Here is a 16,905-nt window from a genome sequence, read left to right on the forward strand (position 1 = left end):
CAGTATGTCTGCATTTGATTCCGCAGCGTTTCTCAAAAATTTAACTTCTCAACCTGGCGTATACAGAATGTATAACGCCCAGGAAGAAGTCATTTATGTGGGTAAAGCAAAAAACCTTAAAAAGCGTGTTTCTAGCTATTTTCGAATGAATGTCGATAATGCAAAAACACGCTCATTGGTAATGCAAATTGCCAATATGGATGTCACCGTTGTAAATAGCGAAACAGAAGCATTTTTGTTAGAAAACAACTTCATTAAGAAGTACAAGCCACGTTATAACGTGGTCATGCGTGACGATAAATCCTACCCTTTTATATTCCTATCTGATCACCAGCATCCACGTTTATCGTTTCACCGTGGCCCGCAAAAGAAAAAGGGCGAATATTTTGGTCCTTATCCTAGTGCGGGGGCCGTTCGTGAAAGTCTGCGTTCTATGCAGCGTATTTTTCCAGTACGCCAATGTGAAGACAGTTACTACCGCGCTAGAAGTCGCCCTTGTTTGCAATATCAAATGCAACGATGCAGTGCACCTTGTGTTGAAGGTTACGTTAGCGACGAAGAGTATAACGAGCAGATAGACCTCGCTAGGCTATTCCTAAAAGGTAAAAACCAACAAGTCATTGGTACCTTGGTAGATAAAATGGAAAAGGCCAGCGAAGCACTAAACTTTGAAGCTGCCGCACGTTATCGTGATCAAATCAACACGCTTCGCAAAGTACAAGAGCGCCAATGGGTAGCCGGTACCCAAGATGAAATGGACGTATTTGGTTTTGCGGTAAAAGGCAATATGGCGTGTATTCAGGTGATGTTTATTCGTGACAGCCAACTATTAGGTAGCAAGGCGTTTTTCCCAAAAGTGCCGAACACGGCCGATGAACAAGAAATATTCGAATCCTTCTTATTGCAGTTCTACTTAGCGGGCAACAAACTTATACCTAAGCAAATGGTATTTGCCAGTGCGTTGTCTGATGAAGACGCGATAGCCGATTTACTTAGCGGTGAAGCCGGATACCGTGTAAATTTCTTTAAAGGTGCACGTGAAGAGAAACGCCGTTACTTAGAACTAGCACAAGCCAATGCTGAAACCGCACTAGAGGCCCAGTACGGCGAACAAAAGTCGGTATTTGCCCGATATCTCGATTTAGAAACGGCGCTTGAATTAGATGCGCCATTACAGCGTATGGAATGTTTCGACATAAGCCACACCTCCGGCGAACAAACCGTAGCATCTTGCGTGGTGTTTAATCGTGAAGGCCCGCTTAAAAGCGATTACCGCCGCTATAATATTGAGGGCATTACGCCCGGTGATGATTACGCCGCTATGGCACAAGCCCTTAAACGTCGCTATAAATCGGTTAAAGAAGTACAAAATATCCCTGATTTACTGCTTATTGATGGCGGTAAAGGGCAGTTGTCGCAAGCTGAAACTTTCTTTGAAGATTGGCCGCATGATAAAAAGCCTATGTTATTAGGTGTAGCGAAAGGCACAACCCGTAAGCCGGGGTTAGAAACTATTATATTGGCCGATAGCCACGACACCGTGCCTATGGACAGCCACTCACCCGCCTTGCATCTTATTCAGCATATAAGAGATGAATCTCACCGCTTTGCTATTACTGGGCACAGAAACCGCCGTCAAAAGGTGAAAACCACATCAAGTTTAGAAACCATACCTGGAGTAGGGGCTAAACGTCGCCAAACATTGTTGAAATACATGGGCGGGCTGCAAGGGCTTAAAAAGGCCAGTAAAGATGAAATTGCCAGCGTACCAGGTATTAGCAAAGAGTTAGCTGACACCATATACGATCATCTTCATCTTTAATCTCATCCAATACGCGCATTAATACGTAAATTGCGGTAATCTGTTAAAAATTGAAGGCTTAAAAAAAGCTGCGCTAAACCTGCCTATATTAGGCGAAAATTTTGAGATGTATTTATGTGGACGGTTCCAAATTTAATTACTCTATTCAGAGTAATTCTTATTCCTGTGTTTGTTGGTGTTTATTTTCTAGATTGGCGTTGGGCCCACGAAGCTGGCGCAGTTATTTTCTGGCTTGCGGCGATTACCGATTGGTTCGATGGCTACTTAGCCCGAAAACTTGAACAATCTACGCCTTTTGGTGCTTTCCTCGATCCTGTTGCCGATAAGCTTATTGTGGGGGCTGCATTATTAATGATTACCCACAGTTACGGTAGTTTATGGATTACTATTCCAGCCATTGCACTATTAGTGCGAGAAATTTATGTTTCTGCGCTAAGAGAGTGGATGGGACAAAATGGTGTGAGGGAAGCGGTAAAAGTGTCATTTATTGGCAAAGCAAAAACGACTGCGCAAATGTTAGCCATTATTGGATTATTATCTGGCCTTGAATCGTTTATGGGCATTCCACTTTATTGGGTAACCCTAGGACATATTTTACTTTATATCGCTGCAGTGCTGTCAATTTGGTCAATGATTATTTACTCCCGTGCTGCGTGGCCACACCTAAGTGCGGGTTTAAAAGATAAGATTTGATCGTCTATTGAGCAATGTGAATAAAAATGTAGCAAACGATCACAAAATTGCATATTTCCTTGTTTTTCGTATTGACTCTTTCAGCGTTACAGGTAGAATTCACCGCACATTTCGAGACGGCAACAACGAAACGAAATGTAAGACTTTAAATGCGGGAATAGCTCAGTTGGTAGAGCACGACCTTGCCAAGGTCGGGGTCGCGAGTTCGAATCTCGTTTCCCGCTCCAAAGTCTAGTATTACGGCGGAATGGCAGAATGGCTATGCAGCGGATTGCAAATCCGTGGATCTCGGTTCGACTCCGGGTTCCGCCTCCATAATGCTTTAATGCTACAACAGGTTTCTACGCCTGACACCCCAACCGAAAGGTTACCCCGATGCCCGGGTGGTGAAATTGGTAGACACAAGGGATTTAAAATCCCTCGTCAGTAATGACGTGCCGGTTCAAGTCCGGCCCCGGGCACCATTTTCTACATATCTAAATACATCCAATATATATTCTTAAAGCTTATAATTCGCTAATTAATTTCAGTATTTTGCTTTACGGCTAACTCACGCTCTGTGCTACCATATCACTCTAATCTTATTGAGTTTACTGCGTGCTTCCACATATTAATTCCATTCTGGCGCTTAGAACGTCTGAGCTCAAACGAGCAAAGCGAGCTTTCAATGCGCGGGGTAGTAAAGTTATCCGTTGCGATATTTGTTTACTGCCTGTAAACGCGTGTATTTGTGCCGATAAGCCTGAACCACAAGCATCCTGTGCGGTACTTTTCATCATGTACAAGGGCGAATACTACAAGCCAACCAACACAGGCCGATTAATTGCGGATGTGGTAGCTGAAAATTACGCGTTTGTGTGGCACAGAACCGAACCCGATGCAGATTTACTGACGTTACTAAGCAACCCTAAATACCAACCCATCATTATATTTCCTCACGAGTATGCTGAGCCAGCGCGTTGCATCCCCAAGCCGGAAGATAAATTAGACAAAATTCCATTGTTTATATTTTTAGACGGCACGTGGCGTGAGGCGCGAAAAATGTTTGGTAAAAGCCCGTACCTAGATAAGTTTCCGGTGCTGGGCGTATCCCCTGAAATATCATCGAATTACTTGTTGCGAGAATCTACACGAGAATTCCAGCATTGCACTGCAGAGGTGGGAATAAACGTGTTAGATTTGGCAGGTGAAGTTGAAGCGGCTACGGCGCTAGCTAAATACTTCAGTATTTTTCGACACCAATACTTAAAAGGGAAGCCCCATTTAAGTCACAAAATTGAATTTGCAAAGGCGCAAGTTAAGTAACCCTTATCTTGCGTGCATTCGCGCTTAACTATAAGGTTAAGCAATCAAAACCCAAGGAGAAAAACATGGCAACAGTTACGTTTCAAGGTAATTCAGTTTCAACTGTAGGTTCGCTTCCAGAAGTTGGGCAGCAAGCCCCAGACTTCACATTAGTAAAAGCGGATTTAGGTGAAGTAACCCTCGCTGATCTTAAGGGTAAACGCGTTATTCTTAACATTTTCCCTTCTATCGATACAGGCACGTGTGCAACGTCAGTGCGTAAATTCAATGAACAAGCAGCTGGTCTAGACAATACACAAGTTATTTGCGTATCTGCTGACTTACCGTTTGCAGCTGGCCGCTTTTGTGGTGCAGAAGGCATTGAAAATGTGATTACCGGTTCTACTTTCCGTACAAGTTTTGGTGACGACTATGGTGTGGCGTTCACTTCTATGCCGCTAACTGGTCTGCTATCACGAACAGTCGTTGTGATTGATACCGACGGTAAGGTACTTTATACCGAGCAAGTGGCTGAAACCACGGAAGAACCAAACTACGATTCAGCAATGGCTGCTTTGTAATTAAGAATATAAAGCGTAAATAGCTCAAACCAGTAATGCCCACAGCGTTACGTGGGCATTTCAATGGAGAGGGTGATATGTCGATGTTAGTTAATGTTCAACAGCTTGCCACGCAACTGCAAGATGAACCCATCATTTTAGTGCGTGCGGTTATGGACGACCCGGTTACCAAAACGCCTGATTCTCGTGATGCCATGGTGTTGCCAAACTCTGTGGATATAGACTTAGACGGCGAGGGCAGTGATCACACCACGGGTTTTCCTCATAGTATGCCAACCGAATCTGACTTTGCTTTGTACTTAGGCCGACAAGGTTTAACCGAACGTTCGTCTGTAGTGGTTTACGATACCCGAGGTATGTACAGCGCCCCTCGTGTTTGGTGGATGCTTAAGGCCATGGGGCATGAGAACGTAAAATTGTTAAATGGCGGCCAAGTAGCGTGGGAAGAAAAAAACTTACCAGTATCAGAACAACGTATTCCCTCACATTTTAAGTATGAAAGTAATGCGCAGAGCAAATGGTTTGTAAATAGTTCAGCGGTTATTCAAGCGATTAATACCGATGCCCAACTAGTCGACGCCAGAAGTGAAGCGCGGTTTTACGGGCAAGTAGAAGAGCCTCGCCCTGGGGTTCGTTCGGGGCACATGCCAGGTGCTTACAATCTTCCATTCACAGCGCTGTTAGAGAATGGTTTTTTCTTAAGCGTTGAAAAATTAAAAGATGTTTTTGCCAAAGCCAATATTGATTTATCGAAGCCCATTATCTGTACCTGCGGTTCAGGGGTTACGGCGTGTATTATTGGCGTTGCTGCACTCATGTGCGGTGCAAATGATGTTGCTATTTACGATGGTTCTTGGTCTGAGTGGGGAGCAAACGCCACTTTTCCAGTAGTGAAAGATTAACCTTCGTTTAATTTAGGGTAGTCGTGTTACGTGTATATATTTCAAAGGAATTGAGCTTATGAATACACCACCTCGCGTTGTCGTGTTAACTGGTGCAGGAATTTCAGCAGAATCTGGATTAAAGACATTTCGAGATAACAACGGATTATGGGAAGAGCACAGTGTGGAAGACGTGGCTACGCCCGAAGCTTTTGCCCGTAACCCTGAACTTGTATATCGGTTTTATAATGAACGTAGAATGCAATTAACTACGGATTGCGTTAATCCCAATGCTGCTCATGAAGCGCTAGCGACACTTGAACGCGCATTGAAAGACCGATTCACATTAATCACGCAAAATGTGGATGATTTGCACGAACGCGCGGGCAGCGAACGTATTTTGCATATGCACGGAAAATTACTGTCTAGCCGTTGCGTAACAACAAATAAGACTTTTGAATGCAAAACTGCGTTCGACGGCCAAACTGTTTGTGCCTGTTGTAATACCGCCACTTTACGACCCGACATTGTATGGTTTGGTGAAATGCCCCTTTATATGGAAGAAATTTCACAAGATATTGCGAACGCAGATATCTTCTTAGCCATTGGAACCTCAGGAAATGTTTATCCTGCCGCGGGGTTTGTGATTAATGCGAAAGACTCGGGCGCACAATGCATAGAGTTAAATTTAGAACCCAGTGCGAATAATTGGTTATTCGATGAATCTATTAGCGGCAATGCCACTGAAATAGTCCCAGCGTTTGTAACGCGGTTAATTAAAGAATATGATCTTTAAATAAAGCCATAATTTGAAGATATTCATGGCTAAAGACACTTTACTAGCCTGTAAGCTCACTGACACTGAGCGCCTAAAATATAGAGTAATATTAATAATATATGCCTTACCTGAATGAATTTTTGACCATTGCCCTCGTACACCTTGTTGCAGTAGCTAGCCCAGGCCCTGATTTTGCGGTAGTGGTTCGCAATAGCCTTGCGTACGGTCGCCGTATTGCTATTTATACAAGCGTTGGCATTGGACTGGCGATTTTGCTACACGTTGGGTATTCACTGGTGGGGTTAAGTGTAGTTATTGCCACTACGCCATGGCTTTTCAAAACCTTTAGTTATCTTGCTGCGGGTTATCTATTGTATATTGCGTATGGCGCACTAAAAAGCGGGCCTAGCCAACCGCCAGCAGGCGGCGAGGCAGGGGTAAGCAACAGCGTAGATAATCTGGATGAAACTAAGCTAGCTAATAACAAGGCGGCCAATAATAAAAAAGCTAACTCGCAAATATCTGTACAAAAAGCACTTTGGATTGGCTTTTTAACAAATGGCTTAAACCCCAAAGCAACCTTATTCTTCTTATCGTTGTTCACCGCTATTATTGATATCGACACGCCTTTTTCAATCAAGCTTGGTTATGGAATTTACTTAGCCATAGCAACAGGACTTTGGTTTTGTTTTCTATCCTACCTACTTAGTACCAGTAAAATTGCTCAACTTATTGGGAAAAAAGGGTACTGGCTCGACCGTGCAATGGGCGTTTTACTGGTTGGCTTGGCCGCAAAATTAGTCTTGGGCTAACGTTTCACTCATAGATTTATGCTTTGAGGCAAAACGCTGGTTATTACATTTAATCAACTAACACGTGGTAATTGGGGTTAATCGCCATATTTATGTATAATGCGGCGGTTAAATTCGATAGCAGCAGTAGAGGATCGTGTGGCAGATAATAAAATGCCTTTTAAAGATAACCAGCCATCAAGCAAGCTAGAAAGAACACTTTCAAAGCAATATGATTTCGATATTAAATCGTTGTTTTCTCGCGCTAATGGTTTGGCTAAAGCAAATTTTTTAAGCTTATTCCAAGCTTCATTAGTCCTATTTCTTACGTTTGTCGTACTCGGTTTTGTTGCTCAGAAGTTCATTACTTTCAATGAAGACGGCACCTTCATTTTTGAACACCAATCGTTAATTGAAATTGTCGCTATTTTCATTGTTGCACCACTAATTGGCGGGTTGTATATGATGGGGGTGAGCCATGCCAGAGGTCAAAAAACCACGGTTTTCTCTATTTTCAGCTACGTCTCTTTAATATTCGCATTAGCCCTTACTCAATTGGTGAATGGCATAGTGGTACAAATTGGCTTGGTATTGTTAGTGGTACCTGGTGTGTATTTTTGGATGGCGACCTCTTTTTCACTCATGCTGGTTGCCGATAAATCGCTTACTCCGCTTCGCGCTATTATTTTATCCTGCCGGGTATTTAATGCTTATTGGGCACAGTTAGCCGGTGTGTTTGCCATTTTTATTATATTGTTTATTTCCGTTCCGTTTACATTAGGCTTGTCCCTTGTGTGGGTTCTACCCCTGTATTTCAGTATGCTAGGGTTGTTGTATGAAGAGATGATCGGTGAAGAGGGTGAATATACACCCAGCCAAACTGTTCAAAGTAAAACGAATGAGTCGAGCTTCGATGCATAAACGGGAAACGCTAAAAATTGTTTTAATTACTATTGCTGTATTGGCAGTAATAGTCATTAACGCGCTTATATTAACTAAGCGCGAGCCCGATATTTTAGATATTCCAGAAACACCTGAAGCCACAAAACCTGTTCCCGACTTTTCTGCGTATACCGACGTTAAAGAAAAGAAAAGTGCCTTTTTCGATTACTTACGCCCCGAAGTTGAAAAACAGAATGCGTATTTACTTACCCTTAGACACTACATACAAACGTTGTATCGTAAGGCTTTGAACGAAGAGCCGCTAACCGACGATGACATTAGCCGTCTTGAGTGGTTGCAAACTGAGTACCGCGTAAAGGCGGAACAACCGCTCACATCTCGTCTGCTTGCGTTACTTCACAAAATTGATATTTTGCCTGCTGAACTCGTGCTCGTGCAAGCGGCAAACGAGTCGGCATGGGGCACCAGTCGTTTTGCTAGAAAAGGTTATAACTTCTTTGGTATTTGGTGCTTTGTGAAAGGATGTGGTTTTGTTCCCGGTAAACGAAATGCCGGCGCAACGCACGAAGTCGCGAAGTTCCCAAGCCTATCTCGGGCGACTTATACTTATATGCGTAACCTGAATAGACACGATGCCTATACCGATTTGCGAGAAATCAGAGAGCGGTTAAGAGCAAATCAAATCCCCATTACTGGCGTAGCCTTGGCAGAGGGATTAATGAATTACTCTGAGCGCGGCGCGGCCTATGTAGACGAATTACAAACCATGATCCGGTTTAACCAGGAGTTCTTAACCGAATGAAACGTATAGCATGCGCGCTTATAGGCGCATTACTCACCTCAAGTGTTGCCGCTGAAATGGTGAATGTGGAATACAGCCGTTTTTATAGTCACGTAAAAAAACTGGATAATGAAGACACTCAAGCTTTGCAATTCGCTTTTGGTTTTCTGCGTGTTGGTGAAGGGCGGTTATGTGAAATTAATAACGCTGAGATAGTCACTGACAAACAAACTATGCCATTAGAGGTTAGTGATGAGTATAGATTCACTGTACCGACGGAGAAAGCGCTAAAATTGGCAAATGCCTATATTAGTATCGATTTAACTGAAGCGGCTAATGTATGTGATATGTCTGTGCAGCTAGAAACAAAAAGTGAATACTTAACCGCCAGTTATACAAAAGAAGAGCTGAATTTTATCTATGGCCAATATGAAGCGTTCTTCAATGAAATGGGCAGCTTTTTATCGTTCTTAATGCCAACGGTGAAAGGGTTGATGTTGCAATTTGATGATAAAAATCTGGATTATATTACCCCAGAAGGCCTGCATATTAATAACGGCATACTTCACTTAGAACAAAGTGAAATTAACGAAAATAAAGGGCTCACACTACCGAAAGCCCCACTTCGTGTTACCGCTATGGCATCAAGCTAATAGCTGATACTTAATTTGCTCAGCAATACGGGTGATGGTTTCTTCACCCTTTTCACATAGCTCTTGTGCGCGGTGAAATTCCATAATACCCACGTCGGTTAGTTGGGGCTCTATCAGAATATCCGGCGGATCGCCCGCTAAACGAGAACGTGTCACCCTTGCTTGAAGTATTTCTAACGAACTACTCATTACACTTAAAATCCCTGGAGGGTTACCTTTAGGGACTTTATTTGGTGGCGGCGAAATTGTTTCTTCTATGGCCTCAATAGCGTCGCTAGCAACGCCTTCGTTTTGCTCGCTATGTTTACTATCGGTTTCACTTTCCGTTTCTGCTTTTTCTTTACTATCAGGTGAGAACCACTGCTTAAGCACGTTTTGGCTTTTAGTGAAAAAGTCTTCGGTTTTTCTTTGGTTTTCTTCGTGATCGAGTCGTAATTTTTCAAGCCTAAGCGGCCTGAAATCAGCATTAAGGTTTACGGCAATAACAAAGTCTGCACCAAGTTGGCGACACAGGTTAACAGGCACTGGATTAACCACCGCGCCATCTACTAACCAACGATCGCCATGGGCGACTGGGGCAAATAGGGCAGGAATAGCACACGAAGCTTGAATGGTATTGCCAATCTCGCCGGAACTAAACACTACCTCACGACCTGTGTGCAAATCGGTAGCCACAGAGGCGAACGGTTTTTCCATTGCTTCGTAGGTTGGGGCACAAAATTCGCTGGCAAGTTTATCAAACACTTTTTGCCCGCTAGCAATACCGCCCCTACGTAAACCAACGCCCATCAAAGCAAGTACCTGCCAATCTGACAAAGAACAAGACCACTCTTTTAGGCCTTCTAACTTACCACTAGCGTAAGCGGCACCAACATAGGCACCAATAGAGCAACCTGCCACCACGTCAATTTTAATACCCAGCTTTTCTAATGCTTGAATAATACCAATGTGGGTCCAACCTCTTGCGGCACCCGCACCTAATGCTAGACCAATTTTCATTTAGTTTGATTCCATCAAATTGATAACGTGAACCGTGTCGTCAGTAGGCTCACTGGGTGACTCGAAGCTGGGCGGATCGAAACCAATATCACCATCTTCAACCGGCCCGTTCTGTGTAGAGATGCCTTTAAAGTCGTGCAAATTCTTGTCGACCAAATGTGACGGCGCTACATTTTGAAGCGCACTAAACATTGACTCAATACGCCCAGGGAAACGGCGATCCCAATCTTGTAGCATGGCCTTTACGTTCTGACGCTGCAAATTTTCTTGAGACCCGCACAAGTTGCAAGGAATAATAGGAAATTCTACGGCATCAGAATAACGCTGAATGTCTTTTTCAGTACAATAAGCAAGGGGCCTTATGACAATGTGCTCACCATTATCGCTAACCAGCTTTGGTGGCATTGATTTAAGCTTACCGCCATGGAACATGTTTAAAAAGAACGTTTCTAGCATGTCGTCACGATGATGGCCAAGGGCAATTTTAGTGGCGCCTAGCTTTTTGGCCGTGCTGTATAAAATACCGCGACGTAATCGAGAACAAAGTGAGCACGTGGTTTTACCTTCAGGCACTTTGTCCATAACAATAGAGTAGGTGTCTTCTTCTACAATTTTGTACTCTACACCTACACTTTCAAGGTATTCAGGAAGTACGTGCTCTGGAAATCCTGGCTGCTTTTGATCAAGGTTAACCGCAATAATGTCAAAATGAATTGGCGCAATGCGCTTTAAAAACATAAGAATATCAAGCATAGCGTAACTGTCTTTGCCGCCAGATAAGCACACCATGACTTTATCGTTGTTTTCAATCATGCCGAAATCAGCAATCGCTTTGCCTACATTTCGACGAAGTCGCTTTTGTAGCTTATTAAAGCTGTATTTTTGTTTGTTTTGAGACGCGGTTAACGGAGCGTCCGCACGGTTTGTGCCTGCACTGTTCATATCAATAGCTTTGTTACTGCGAAAAAAACCATTATACAGTAATCAAGTAAAATTGAATGTGCGAGGTTCAGATTTTTTAAATCTTGTTGGCCCTCTCTTCTAACAAAAAACAATAGCGTTTAAAGCTATAGCGCAAAGATAGCAAACAGTGCCGACAGGCTGTTTATGAACCTGTCTGAATTACCGTGAAAGGGGCGAAATAAAGCCGTCTGGTTTTATTGCCAGTACATCACACACAAGTTCATCAATAACATGTTCTGCGGTGTTACCTATGAGAGCCGCAGAAATACCTATTCTGCCAACCGTACCTATGATAACAAGTTCAGCGTCTATATCTTGGGCTATCTTTGGAATGACTTTTTCAGGAAGGCCTTCCTTCACATAACAGCGCTTACTATCGATAGCATACTTCTCGCTGTGTGTGTTCATCTCAAGTTCGTGATGATGCTTTACCGCGTTGTTGTAAGTGTCTGGGTCAAACTCAGGAACTTCAATAGCAATATTTAGCGGCGTAGCTGGGTAGCTGTTTACCAAATTTACGTTACCGCTGAGCAGCGCGGCATAATCGTTAGCAATCACCGTGATTTTGTCGTTAAGTAAGGCATGCTCGTCGTCTTCACTGCCTACATTTACCGCGGCAATAATTTCACCATTTTCAGGCCATTCATGATCTTTAACCAATAATACGGGGGAGGGACATTTTCTAAGTAGATGCCAGTCTGTAGGAGTAAAAATAACAGAAGCTAAATCGTCATGGCGCTTAGTTGCTTTTACCACTAAATCTATACTGTTGTCGATGACATAATGCACCACAGCTTCAAAGGCACGGTTGTTCCATTCCACAACTATATCTGTTTTAGAAAAACCTAAGTCGTCTAAAGTTTTTTTCAACCATCCAGCATGTTCTTTAGTGACCGCATCACGCATGGCTTCACGATCATCAGGGCTAAGCATGGTTGTCATATCGTAAGATAAGTCGTAAACCACCAGCATGGCGGTGACAGAGGCACCTGTCTTTTTGGCAAGTTCATATGCACGGCTAAGCGCAGGTTGGGTTTCTCTATCGGCTTCAATAACCGCTAAAATACGCTCATACTTAATCATAACCCCTCCAAACATAGTCAGAATTTTGGTTGCTACAATTTAAGTGTAATACCTATTTGCTATTACGTAACTTGTTTTAGATCAAAAGCTTTGAAGATTAGCTATTACAGGCGATATTAGGTGCAACCACAGACGTTAAACGTTGTGACATCTCATCAAAATCTAAAATAGTGATGAGTTTACCGTCCACTTGGATAATATTTTCTTTTTGAAAACGGCTTAACAGGCGGCTAATGGTCTCAATAGTTAGACCAAGATAGTTCCCAATTTCATTTCGAGTCATGGTTAGGTGAAATTCTTTATTTGAAAATCCACGTTCTTCGAAACGTTGAGAAAGCTGAGAGAGGAAATACAATAGACGTTCTTCCGCTGAGCGTTTATTAAGCAACATCATGAGATCATGATCTTGTTTAATTTCCGCACTCATAAAACTCATTATTTGATGTCTTAACTTAGGAAATTGAACCGACATTTCATCAAGCGTTTCATACGGTAATTCGCACACCATGGCGGTTTCTAATGCCTGAGCATAACTTTGGTGCTTATTTTCCCGTAAGGCATCGAAGCCGATAATATCGCCAGGGAAGTGAAAACCTGTAATCTGCTCTTCACCATCTGAATTGGTGACGAAAGACTTAAAAGAGCCCGTGCGTACTGCGTAAAGAGAGTTGAATTTATCTCCCGACTTTACCAGCAAATCACTCTTGTGAAGGGGTTTCTTTCGCTCAATAATATCATCTAAAGATTCAATCTCAGTCTTGTTTAGCGCAACGGGCAAACACAAGTGGCTGAAACTGCAATTTTGACAATGAATTGAGAATTGGCTTCCTTTGCTCATAGGTTCAAACTATAAATAGGGTCGACTTAATATTAATCTTACTCTTTTGTTTATGAAATTGCTGCATAAATTAAAAAGAGAGCGTAAATAGCCACTATTACGGAAAAGCATTGTCTTACCACGGGGTGCCTAAAACCAGCTATTAGGTACTGGCTACCTGCGCTTGCAGCTAACAAAGTGGGCAGAGTACCTAACCCAAAAAATAACATGATGGCAGCGCCGTCAACGGCCGACCCCGATGCTAATGACCACGTTAACGTGGAATAGACCAACCCGCAGGGTAGCCAGCCCCATATAAAACCATAGGGTAGTGCATAAACCGGGCTTTTGAATGGAAGAAATCGTTTAGATATTGGCTGAATAGCTTTAAATAAGCCGCGTCCCATAGCTTCAATATAATTCAAGCCTTGCCACCACTTTCCCAAATAACACGCTAATAGCAGCAGCATAACGCCACTAATCAAAGATAAAACGGGTTTAGCAATAGGCACAAACTCGGTGGCCATTTGGCCGACAGCGCCTGTAATAGCGCCGGCTAATGTGTAGCTGAGGATACGGCCAAAATTATAGGCAAGGGTGTAGGGTAATGCCGGTTCATTACTTGGCGTTACTGTGCGTAGTGCGGCAACAATACCACCGCACATACCCACACAATGCACGCCGCCAGCAATTCCAATGAAAAAAGCAGAGAATATATTAATCTCTGTCATCTGTTTCTTTGCGTTGTTGTAACTGCTTTCGCTGCTCGGCTAGCTTCTTTTCATCACCTGATAAATCATCATCAAACAAAATGCTGTAGCCCTGTCTATCAAGATCTTCAAACTGATTGGTTTTTACCGCCCAGAAAAAGATAACCAGTGCCAGCGCAACAATAATAATAGCGATGGGAATTAAGACGTAAATGATACTCATATTATTTACTTAATAACCTCGTTGAATTGGTGACCACAATAATACTACTCAGTGACATGCCAACCACGGCCATCCAGGGAGAGAGTAACCCCGACACTGCAAAGGGTAGAATGATAATATTGTAACCTACTGACCATGCAATATTTTGCTGAATTTTACGTTTTGCCTGTTTCGCCACAGAAAATAAGGTTGGCACCGATAGCAAGCTGTCTCCTAGCAAAATAACATCGGCGGCTGTTTTGGCCACATCTGTGGCGTTTCCTACCGCAACCGCCACATCTGCGCTAGCAAGAACAGGGGCATCGTTTATACCGTCGCCCATCATCATGACTTTGCGACCTTGCTTTTGCAAAGTATGCACCTGTGAATATTTTTGCTCCGGTGATAAGCCACCCTTTGCTAAGTTGATTGGTAAACTAGCAGTAAGTGCATCAACGTTTTTCTGTGTGTCGCCACTTAGCACCACTAATTGATGTTCATTCAGTGCGGTGAGTGTCGCTAAGGCATCTTGCCGCAAGCTATCATTTACGCAGAACGCGGCCATTAATACACCGTCGGCACACAAAAACACATTTGCCGGTATATCTACCTTTGAGGTGGTTGATAAATTACAAAATACGGCTGAACCCATAGTAAAAACGACGTTGTCTATCTCACCACTAATGCCGCCACCTGGTGTAACGGTAAATCCGTTCATGGTATTAGGCAGGGTTCTATGTTTTGACTTAACATTATCGTTGTCGAAGGCACGGGCAATAGGGTGCTCAGAACGAGACTCTAACAATGTAGTTAGCGCCATTACCTGCACTGGATCTACCCCTTTAGCAAACCAGCGCTGTTGCAATGAGAACTTACCTTCGGTCAGTGTGCCGGTTTTATCAAGGGCAATGGTATCAATATCGTTAAGTTGCTCTAAGGCGTCAGCACGCTTTAACAAAATGCCCTGACGATTCAGCTTCGCCATAGCGCAGGTTAACGCTGAAGGTGTGGCTAAGCCTAGCGCACAAGGGCAGGTTGCCACTAATACAGAGATGGTGATCCAAAAAGCATCTTCACTGCCCACAAACGACCAATAACTGTACGTTAAAGCCGATATCAGCAATACCGAGAACACAAAGTAACGGGAAAAGTTATCGGCAATCTGCGCAGCTTTTGGCTTGCTTGCCATGGCGCTAGCTTGTAAACGCACGATTTGATTGACCAAGGCATGCTTTAAGCTTTGGGTCACTTTAACCGTTAGTGTGCCATCTTGGTTTACTGTACCGCCGTAAACTACATGGCTGGCCGATTTACTGACGGGGTTAAATTCTCCCGTTAACATAGACTCATCAACCGCAGCGGTACCGTCTAGCACAATACCATCGACAGGGATGGTCTCACCGGGCTTCACTAGTACTACATCATTGGGCGCTAATTGCTTTGCAAGGATCTGAACGATACTGCCATCACCTTCAATTTTAGCCGCTGAAACCGGAATATATTGCATCATATTGGCTGAAATTTGCGCCGCACGGTGCCTGCTTCTATGTTCAAGGAATCGGCTCAACAGCAGTAGAAAGATAAACATGCATATGGATTCAAAATACACTTCACCTTGCTCAAGCAAAGTGGAACGTAAACCCGCAAAGTAGGTGCCAAATACCGCGAGGGTGACAGGCACATCCATATTCACGGTTTTTGCGCTTATTGCCTTCAAAGCACCTAAATAGAACGCGCTTCCTGAATAAAGTACTACGGGGGTGGTAAGGGTGAGTGCAACCCAATAAAAGTATTGACGGGTTTCTTGTTCAATGGCACCAAACCAATCGAAGTAAAGCCCAGCCATTAGCATCATCACCTGCATGGTCATGATGCCTGCCAAGCCTAACTTTTTAATAAACGATTTTTGCTCGCGTTTATAACTCGCTTCATGTTCATCTGGGTGAAACGGTGAGCCAACATACCCTATGCGTTTTAGTGTGGTGAGTATCTGGCTAAGTTTAATAACATCGGGTTCCCAGGTTATTAGTGCGCGACGCTCTTGAACGTTTACGGCGACTTGCGCAATACCTGATACTTTTGAAAGCTGCTTTTCAATCAGCCAACCGCACGCTGCACACGTTATGCCTTCAAGGGTTAGCTGTATTTGCTTGTGCTGGCCTTCGTCAAAAACAAACTCTTCTTGAAGGGCTGGGTCGTCATAAACGTTAAGCGCAGAAAGGCTTTCTAATATACCATCGTCTGACTTTTGGGCAGGCTCAGTACGAAACTGATAATAATCTTCCAAGCCATTATCAACGATGGCTTGAGCAACAGCTTGGCAACCAGGGCAGCAGAGCTGCCTGGTTTCGCCTAATATTACTGCTTCATATTTGTGTGTTGCATCGTTAGGTAACGCGCAATGGTAACAAAGGTTTTCGCTCATTACGGATTAAACTTGATGGCGCCAGAGTAGGGAAGTTGCAACGTATTTTGTACTTTCCAGCTGTCGTCTACAGGAGAAAGCGAGACTTGCCATTTACCGGTTAAGTCCTTTTCCACAAAACCACGGTAAATACCATTAGCATCACGACTTAATAATACACTTGCATCGCGCTCTTCGATGGTCACATGATAAAAATTCAATTTAAGGGCGTTTCCTTCTTGAGGAATACCTGAATGGAATTTTACTGCAATACTGCCATCAGTAATGGTTAACTCTGTTGTTATGTTTTTGCGTTTCGCGATGGCTTCTTTATCTAGCCGGGCATTAATGGCTTTACCTTCTTTGTAATAATCGTCTACTACTAAGCTGTCTTCGGTTGAAATAGCCAATTTCAATAACACGCCACCCATTACTAATGTAATTAGGGGAACAGCAATAAGGAACCAGGGCCAAAATTGTTTATACCAGGGTGTATTCATTAATTACATCAACTCGTTTACTACAGGAAAACCGGCGCGATAGGAAAAATAAGGCATCCA

General features: G+C 43.3%; 18 protein-coding genes and 3 tRNA genes. 13 read left to right on the forward strand and 8 right to left on the reverse strand.

The features are described from left to right. The first annotated feature begins 4 nt into the window (after positions 1-4). The 13 genes from uvrC (at position 5) to J5X92_RS08495 (ending at position 9,167) form a co-directional block, all read left to right on the forward strand. On the forward strand, positions 5-1,822 hold the full coding sequence (uvrC, locus tag J5X92_RS08435) for an excinuclease ABC subunit UvrC (protein WP_208805405.1): 1,818 nt from the start codon (positions 5-7) through the stop codon (positions 1,820-1,822). 114 nt (positions 1,823-1,936) lie between these two features. Beyond that, a complete protein-coding gene (gene pgsA, locus J5X92_RS08440; protein WP_013784132.1) occupies positions 1,937-2,515 on the forward strand; it encodes a CDP-diacylglycerol--glycerol-3-phosphate 3-phosphatidyltransferase in 579 nt (192 codons plus the stop codon). Positions 2,516-2,666: 151 nt separating this feature from the next. Next, positions 2,667-2,742, forward strand: a tRNA-Gly gene (locus tag J5X92_RS08445). Between the two features lie 14 nt (positions 2,743-2,756). Next, positions 2,757-2,830: transfer RNA gene (locus J5X92_RS08450), tRNA-Cys, on the forward strand. A gap of 62 nt (positions 2,831-2,892) precedes the next feature. Then, positions 2,893-2,979, forward strand: a tRNA-Leu gene (locus J5X92_RS08455). Positions 2,980-3,136: 157 nt separating this feature from the next. Further along, the gene (locus J5X92_RS08460) at positions 3,137-3,820 is read left to right on the forward strand and encodes a tRNA-uridine aminocarboxypropyltransferase (RefSeq protein WP_041452868.1); all 684 of its coding nucleotides are present in this window, start codon (positions 3,137-3,139) and stop codon (positions 3,818-3,820) included. Between the two features lie 65 nt (positions 3,821-3,885). Beyond that, entirely contained in the window at positions 3,886-4,380 is a 495-nt protein-coding gene (gene tpx, locus J5X92_RS08465; protein ID WP_013784130.1) for a thiol peroxidase, read from the forward strand. Positions 4,381-4,457: 77 nt separating this feature from the next. Then, positions 4,458-5,282, forward strand: coding sequence for a sulfurtransferase (locus tag J5X92_RS08470; protein ID WP_208805407.1), 825 nt, complete (start codon positions 4,458-4,460; stop codon positions 5,280-5,282). A 58-nt stretch (positions 5,283-5,340) separates the two neighbouring features. Further along, positions 5,341-6,057, forward strand: coding sequence for a Sir2 family NAD+-dependent deacetylase (cobB, locus tag J5X92_RS08475; RefSeq protein WP_208805409.1), 717 nt, complete (start codon positions 5,341-5,343; stop codon positions 6,055-6,057). 101 nt (positions 6,058-6,158) lie between these two features. Beyond that, entirely contained in the window at positions 6,159-6,851 is a 693-nt protein-coding gene (locus tag J5X92_RS08480; protein WP_208805412.1) for a LysE family translocator, read from the forward strand. A 138-nt stretch (positions 6,852-6,989) separates the two neighbouring features. Next, on the forward strand, positions 6,990-7,751 hold the full coding sequence (locus tag J5X92_RS08485; protein WP_339349185.1) for a stress protein: 762 nt from the start codon (positions 6,990-6,992) through the stop codon (positions 7,749-7,751). Next, complete coding sequence (locus J5X92_RS08490; RefSeq protein WP_126873375.1) at positions 7,744-8,535, forward strand: glucosaminidase domain-containing protein; 792 nt, start codon at positions 7,744-7,746, stop codon at positions 8,533-8,535. The genes J5X92_RS08485 and J5X92_RS08490 overlap by 8 nt, the downstream gene beginning before the upstream one ends. Beyond that, on the forward strand, positions 8,532-9,167 hold the full coding sequence (locus J5X92_RS08495; protein ID WP_126873328.1) for a DUF2987 domain-containing protein: 636 nt from the start codon (positions 8,532-8,534) through the stop codon (positions 9,165-9,167). Before J5X92_RS08490 ends, J5X92_RS08495 begins: the two co-directional genes overlap by 4 nt. Here the strand turns inward: J5X92_RS08495 and J5X92_RS08500 are convergent. The 8 genes from J5X92_RS08500 to J5X92_RS08535 all read right to left on the reverse strand — a co-directional run bounded on the left by J5X92_RS08500 (position 9,159) and on the right by J5X92_RS08535 (position 16,845). After that, a complete protein-coding gene (locus tag J5X92_RS08500) occupies positions 9,159-10,166 on the reverse strand; it encodes a patatin-like phospholipase family protein (RefSeq protein ID WP_126873329.1) in 1,008 nt (335 codons plus the stop codon). The two genes, J5X92_RS08495 and J5X92_RS08500, sit on opposite strands and share 9 nt — an antisense overlap. Further along, positions 10,167-11,108 carry a tRNA 2-thiocytidine(32) synthetase TtcA gene (ttcA, locus tag J5X92_RS08505; RefSeq protein WP_013784122.1) on the reverse strand — a complete coding sequence of 314 codons (942 nt, stop codon included), beginning with the start codon at positions 11,106-11,108 and terminating at the stop codon, positions 10,167-10,169. Between the two features lie 180 nt (positions 11,109-11,288). After that, positions 11,289-12,212 (reverse strand): universal stress protein UspE, encoded by a 924-nt coding sequence (uspE, locus tag J5X92_RS08510; protein ID WP_013784121.1) that lies wholly within the window; start codon positions 12,210-12,212, stop codon positions 11,289-11,291. A gap of 97 nt (positions 12,213-12,309) precedes the next feature. Next, on the reverse strand, positions 12,310-13,050 hold the full coding sequence (fnr, locus tag J5X92_RS08515) for a fumarate/nitrate reduction transcriptional regulator Fnr (RefSeq protein WP_041452525.1): 741 nt from the start codon (positions 13,048-13,050) through the stop codon (positions 12,310-12,312). Positions 13,051-13,100: 50 nt separating this feature from the next. Then, positions 13,101-13,760, reverse strand: a complete 660-nt coding sequence (locus tag J5X92_RS08520; RefSeq protein WP_013784119.1) for a sulfite exporter TauE/SafE family protein — start codon at positions 13,758-13,760, stop codon at positions 13,101-13,103. Continuing rightward, positions 13,747-13,962, reverse strand: a complete 216-nt coding sequence (gene ccoS / locus J5X92_RS08525) for a cbb3-type cytochrome oxidase assembly protein CcoS (protein ID WP_013784118.1) — start codon at positions 13,960-13,962, stop codon at positions 13,747-13,749. The genes J5X92_RS08520 and ccoS overlap by 14 nt, the downstream gene beginning before the upstream one ends. A 1-nt stretch (position 13,963) precedes the next feature. Next, positions 13,964-16,366, reverse strand: a complete 2,403-nt coding sequence (locus tag J5X92_RS08530) for a heavy metal translocating P-type ATPase (protein ID WP_126873331.1) — start codon at positions 16,364-16,366, stop codon at positions 13,964-13,966. Further along, the gene (locus tag J5X92_RS08535; RefSeq protein WP_013784116.1) at positions 16,366-16,845 is read right to left on the reverse strand and encodes a FixH family protein; all 480 of its coding nucleotides are present in this window, start codon (positions 16,843-16,845) and stop codon (positions 16,366-16,368) included. The genes J5X92_RS08530 and J5X92_RS08535 overlap by 1 nt, the downstream gene beginning before the upstream one ends. Between the last annotated feature and the right edge of the window lie 60 nt (positions 16,846-16,905).

The sequence above is a fragment of the Alteromonas sp. K632G genome (genome assembly GCF_017653625.1).
Classification (GTDB): Bacteria; Pseudomonadota; Gammaproteobacteria; order Enterobacterales; family Alteromonadaceae; genus Alteromonas; species Alteromonas naphthalenivorans.

Bases quoted from the DNA above. Each gene is read 5' to 3' on its own strand.
- cobB (WP_208805409.1), top strand. From the start codon at position 5,341: ATGAATACACCACCTCGCGTTGTCGTGTTAACTGGTGCAGGAATTTCA.
- tpx (WP_013784130.1), top strand. From the start codon at position 3,886: ATGGCAACAGTTACGTTTCAAGGTAATTCAGTTTCAACTGTAGGTTCG.
- uvrC (WP_208805405.1), top strand. From the start codon at position 5: ATGTCTGCATTTGATTCCGCAGCGTTTCTCAAAAATTTAACTTCTCAA.
- uspE (WP_013784121.1), bottom strand. From the start codon at position 12,212: ATGATTAAGTATGAGCGTATTTTAGCGGTTATTGAAGCCGATAGAGAA.
- J5X92_RS08500 (WP_126873329.1), bottom strand. From the start codon at position 10,166: ATGAAAATTGGTCTAGCATTAGGTGCGGGTGCCGCAAGAGGTTGGACC.
- ccoS (WP_013784118.1), bottom strand. From the start codon at position 13,962: ATGAGTATCATTTACGTCTTAATTCCCATCGCTATTATTATTGTTGCG.
- J5X92_RS08470 (WP_208805407.1), top strand. From the start codon at position 4,458: ATGTCGATGTTAGTTAATGTTCAACAGCTTGCCACGCAACTGCAAGAT.
- pgsA (WP_013784132.1), top strand. From the start codon at position 1,937: ATGTGGACGGTTCCAAATTTAATTACTCTATTCAGAGTAATTCTTATT.
- J5X92_RS08490 (WP_126873375.1), top strand. From the start codon at position 7,744: ATGCATAAACGGGAAACGCTAAAAATTGTTTTAATTACTATTGCTGTA.
- J5X92_RS08520 (WP_013784119.1), bottom strand. From the start codon at position 13,760: ATGACAGAGATTAATATATTCTCTGCTTTTTTCATTGGAATTGCTGGC.
- ttcA (WP_013784122.1), bottom strand. From the start codon at position 11,108: ATGAACAGTGCAGGCACAAACCGTGCGGACGCTCCGTTAACCGCGTCT.
- J5X92_RS08480 (WP_208805412.1), top strand. From the start codon at position 6,159: ATGCCTTACCTGAATGAATTTTTGACCATTGCCCTCGTACACCTTGTT.
- J5X92_RS08530 (WP_126873331.1), bottom strand. From the start codon at position 16,366: ATGAGCGAAAACCTTTGTTACCATTGCGCGTTACCTAACGATGCAACA.
- J5X92_RS08495 (WP_126873328.1), top strand. From the start codon at position 8,532: ATGAAACGTATAGCATGCGCGCTTATAGGCGCATTACTCACCTCAAGT.
- J5X92_RS08535 (WP_013784116.1), bottom strand. From the start codon at position 16,845: ATGAATACACCCTGGTATAAACAATTTTGGCCCTGGTTCCTTATTGCT.
- fnr (WP_041452525.1), bottom strand. From the start codon at position 13,050: ATGAGCAAAGGAAGCCAATTCTCAATTCATTGTCAAAATTGCAGTTTC.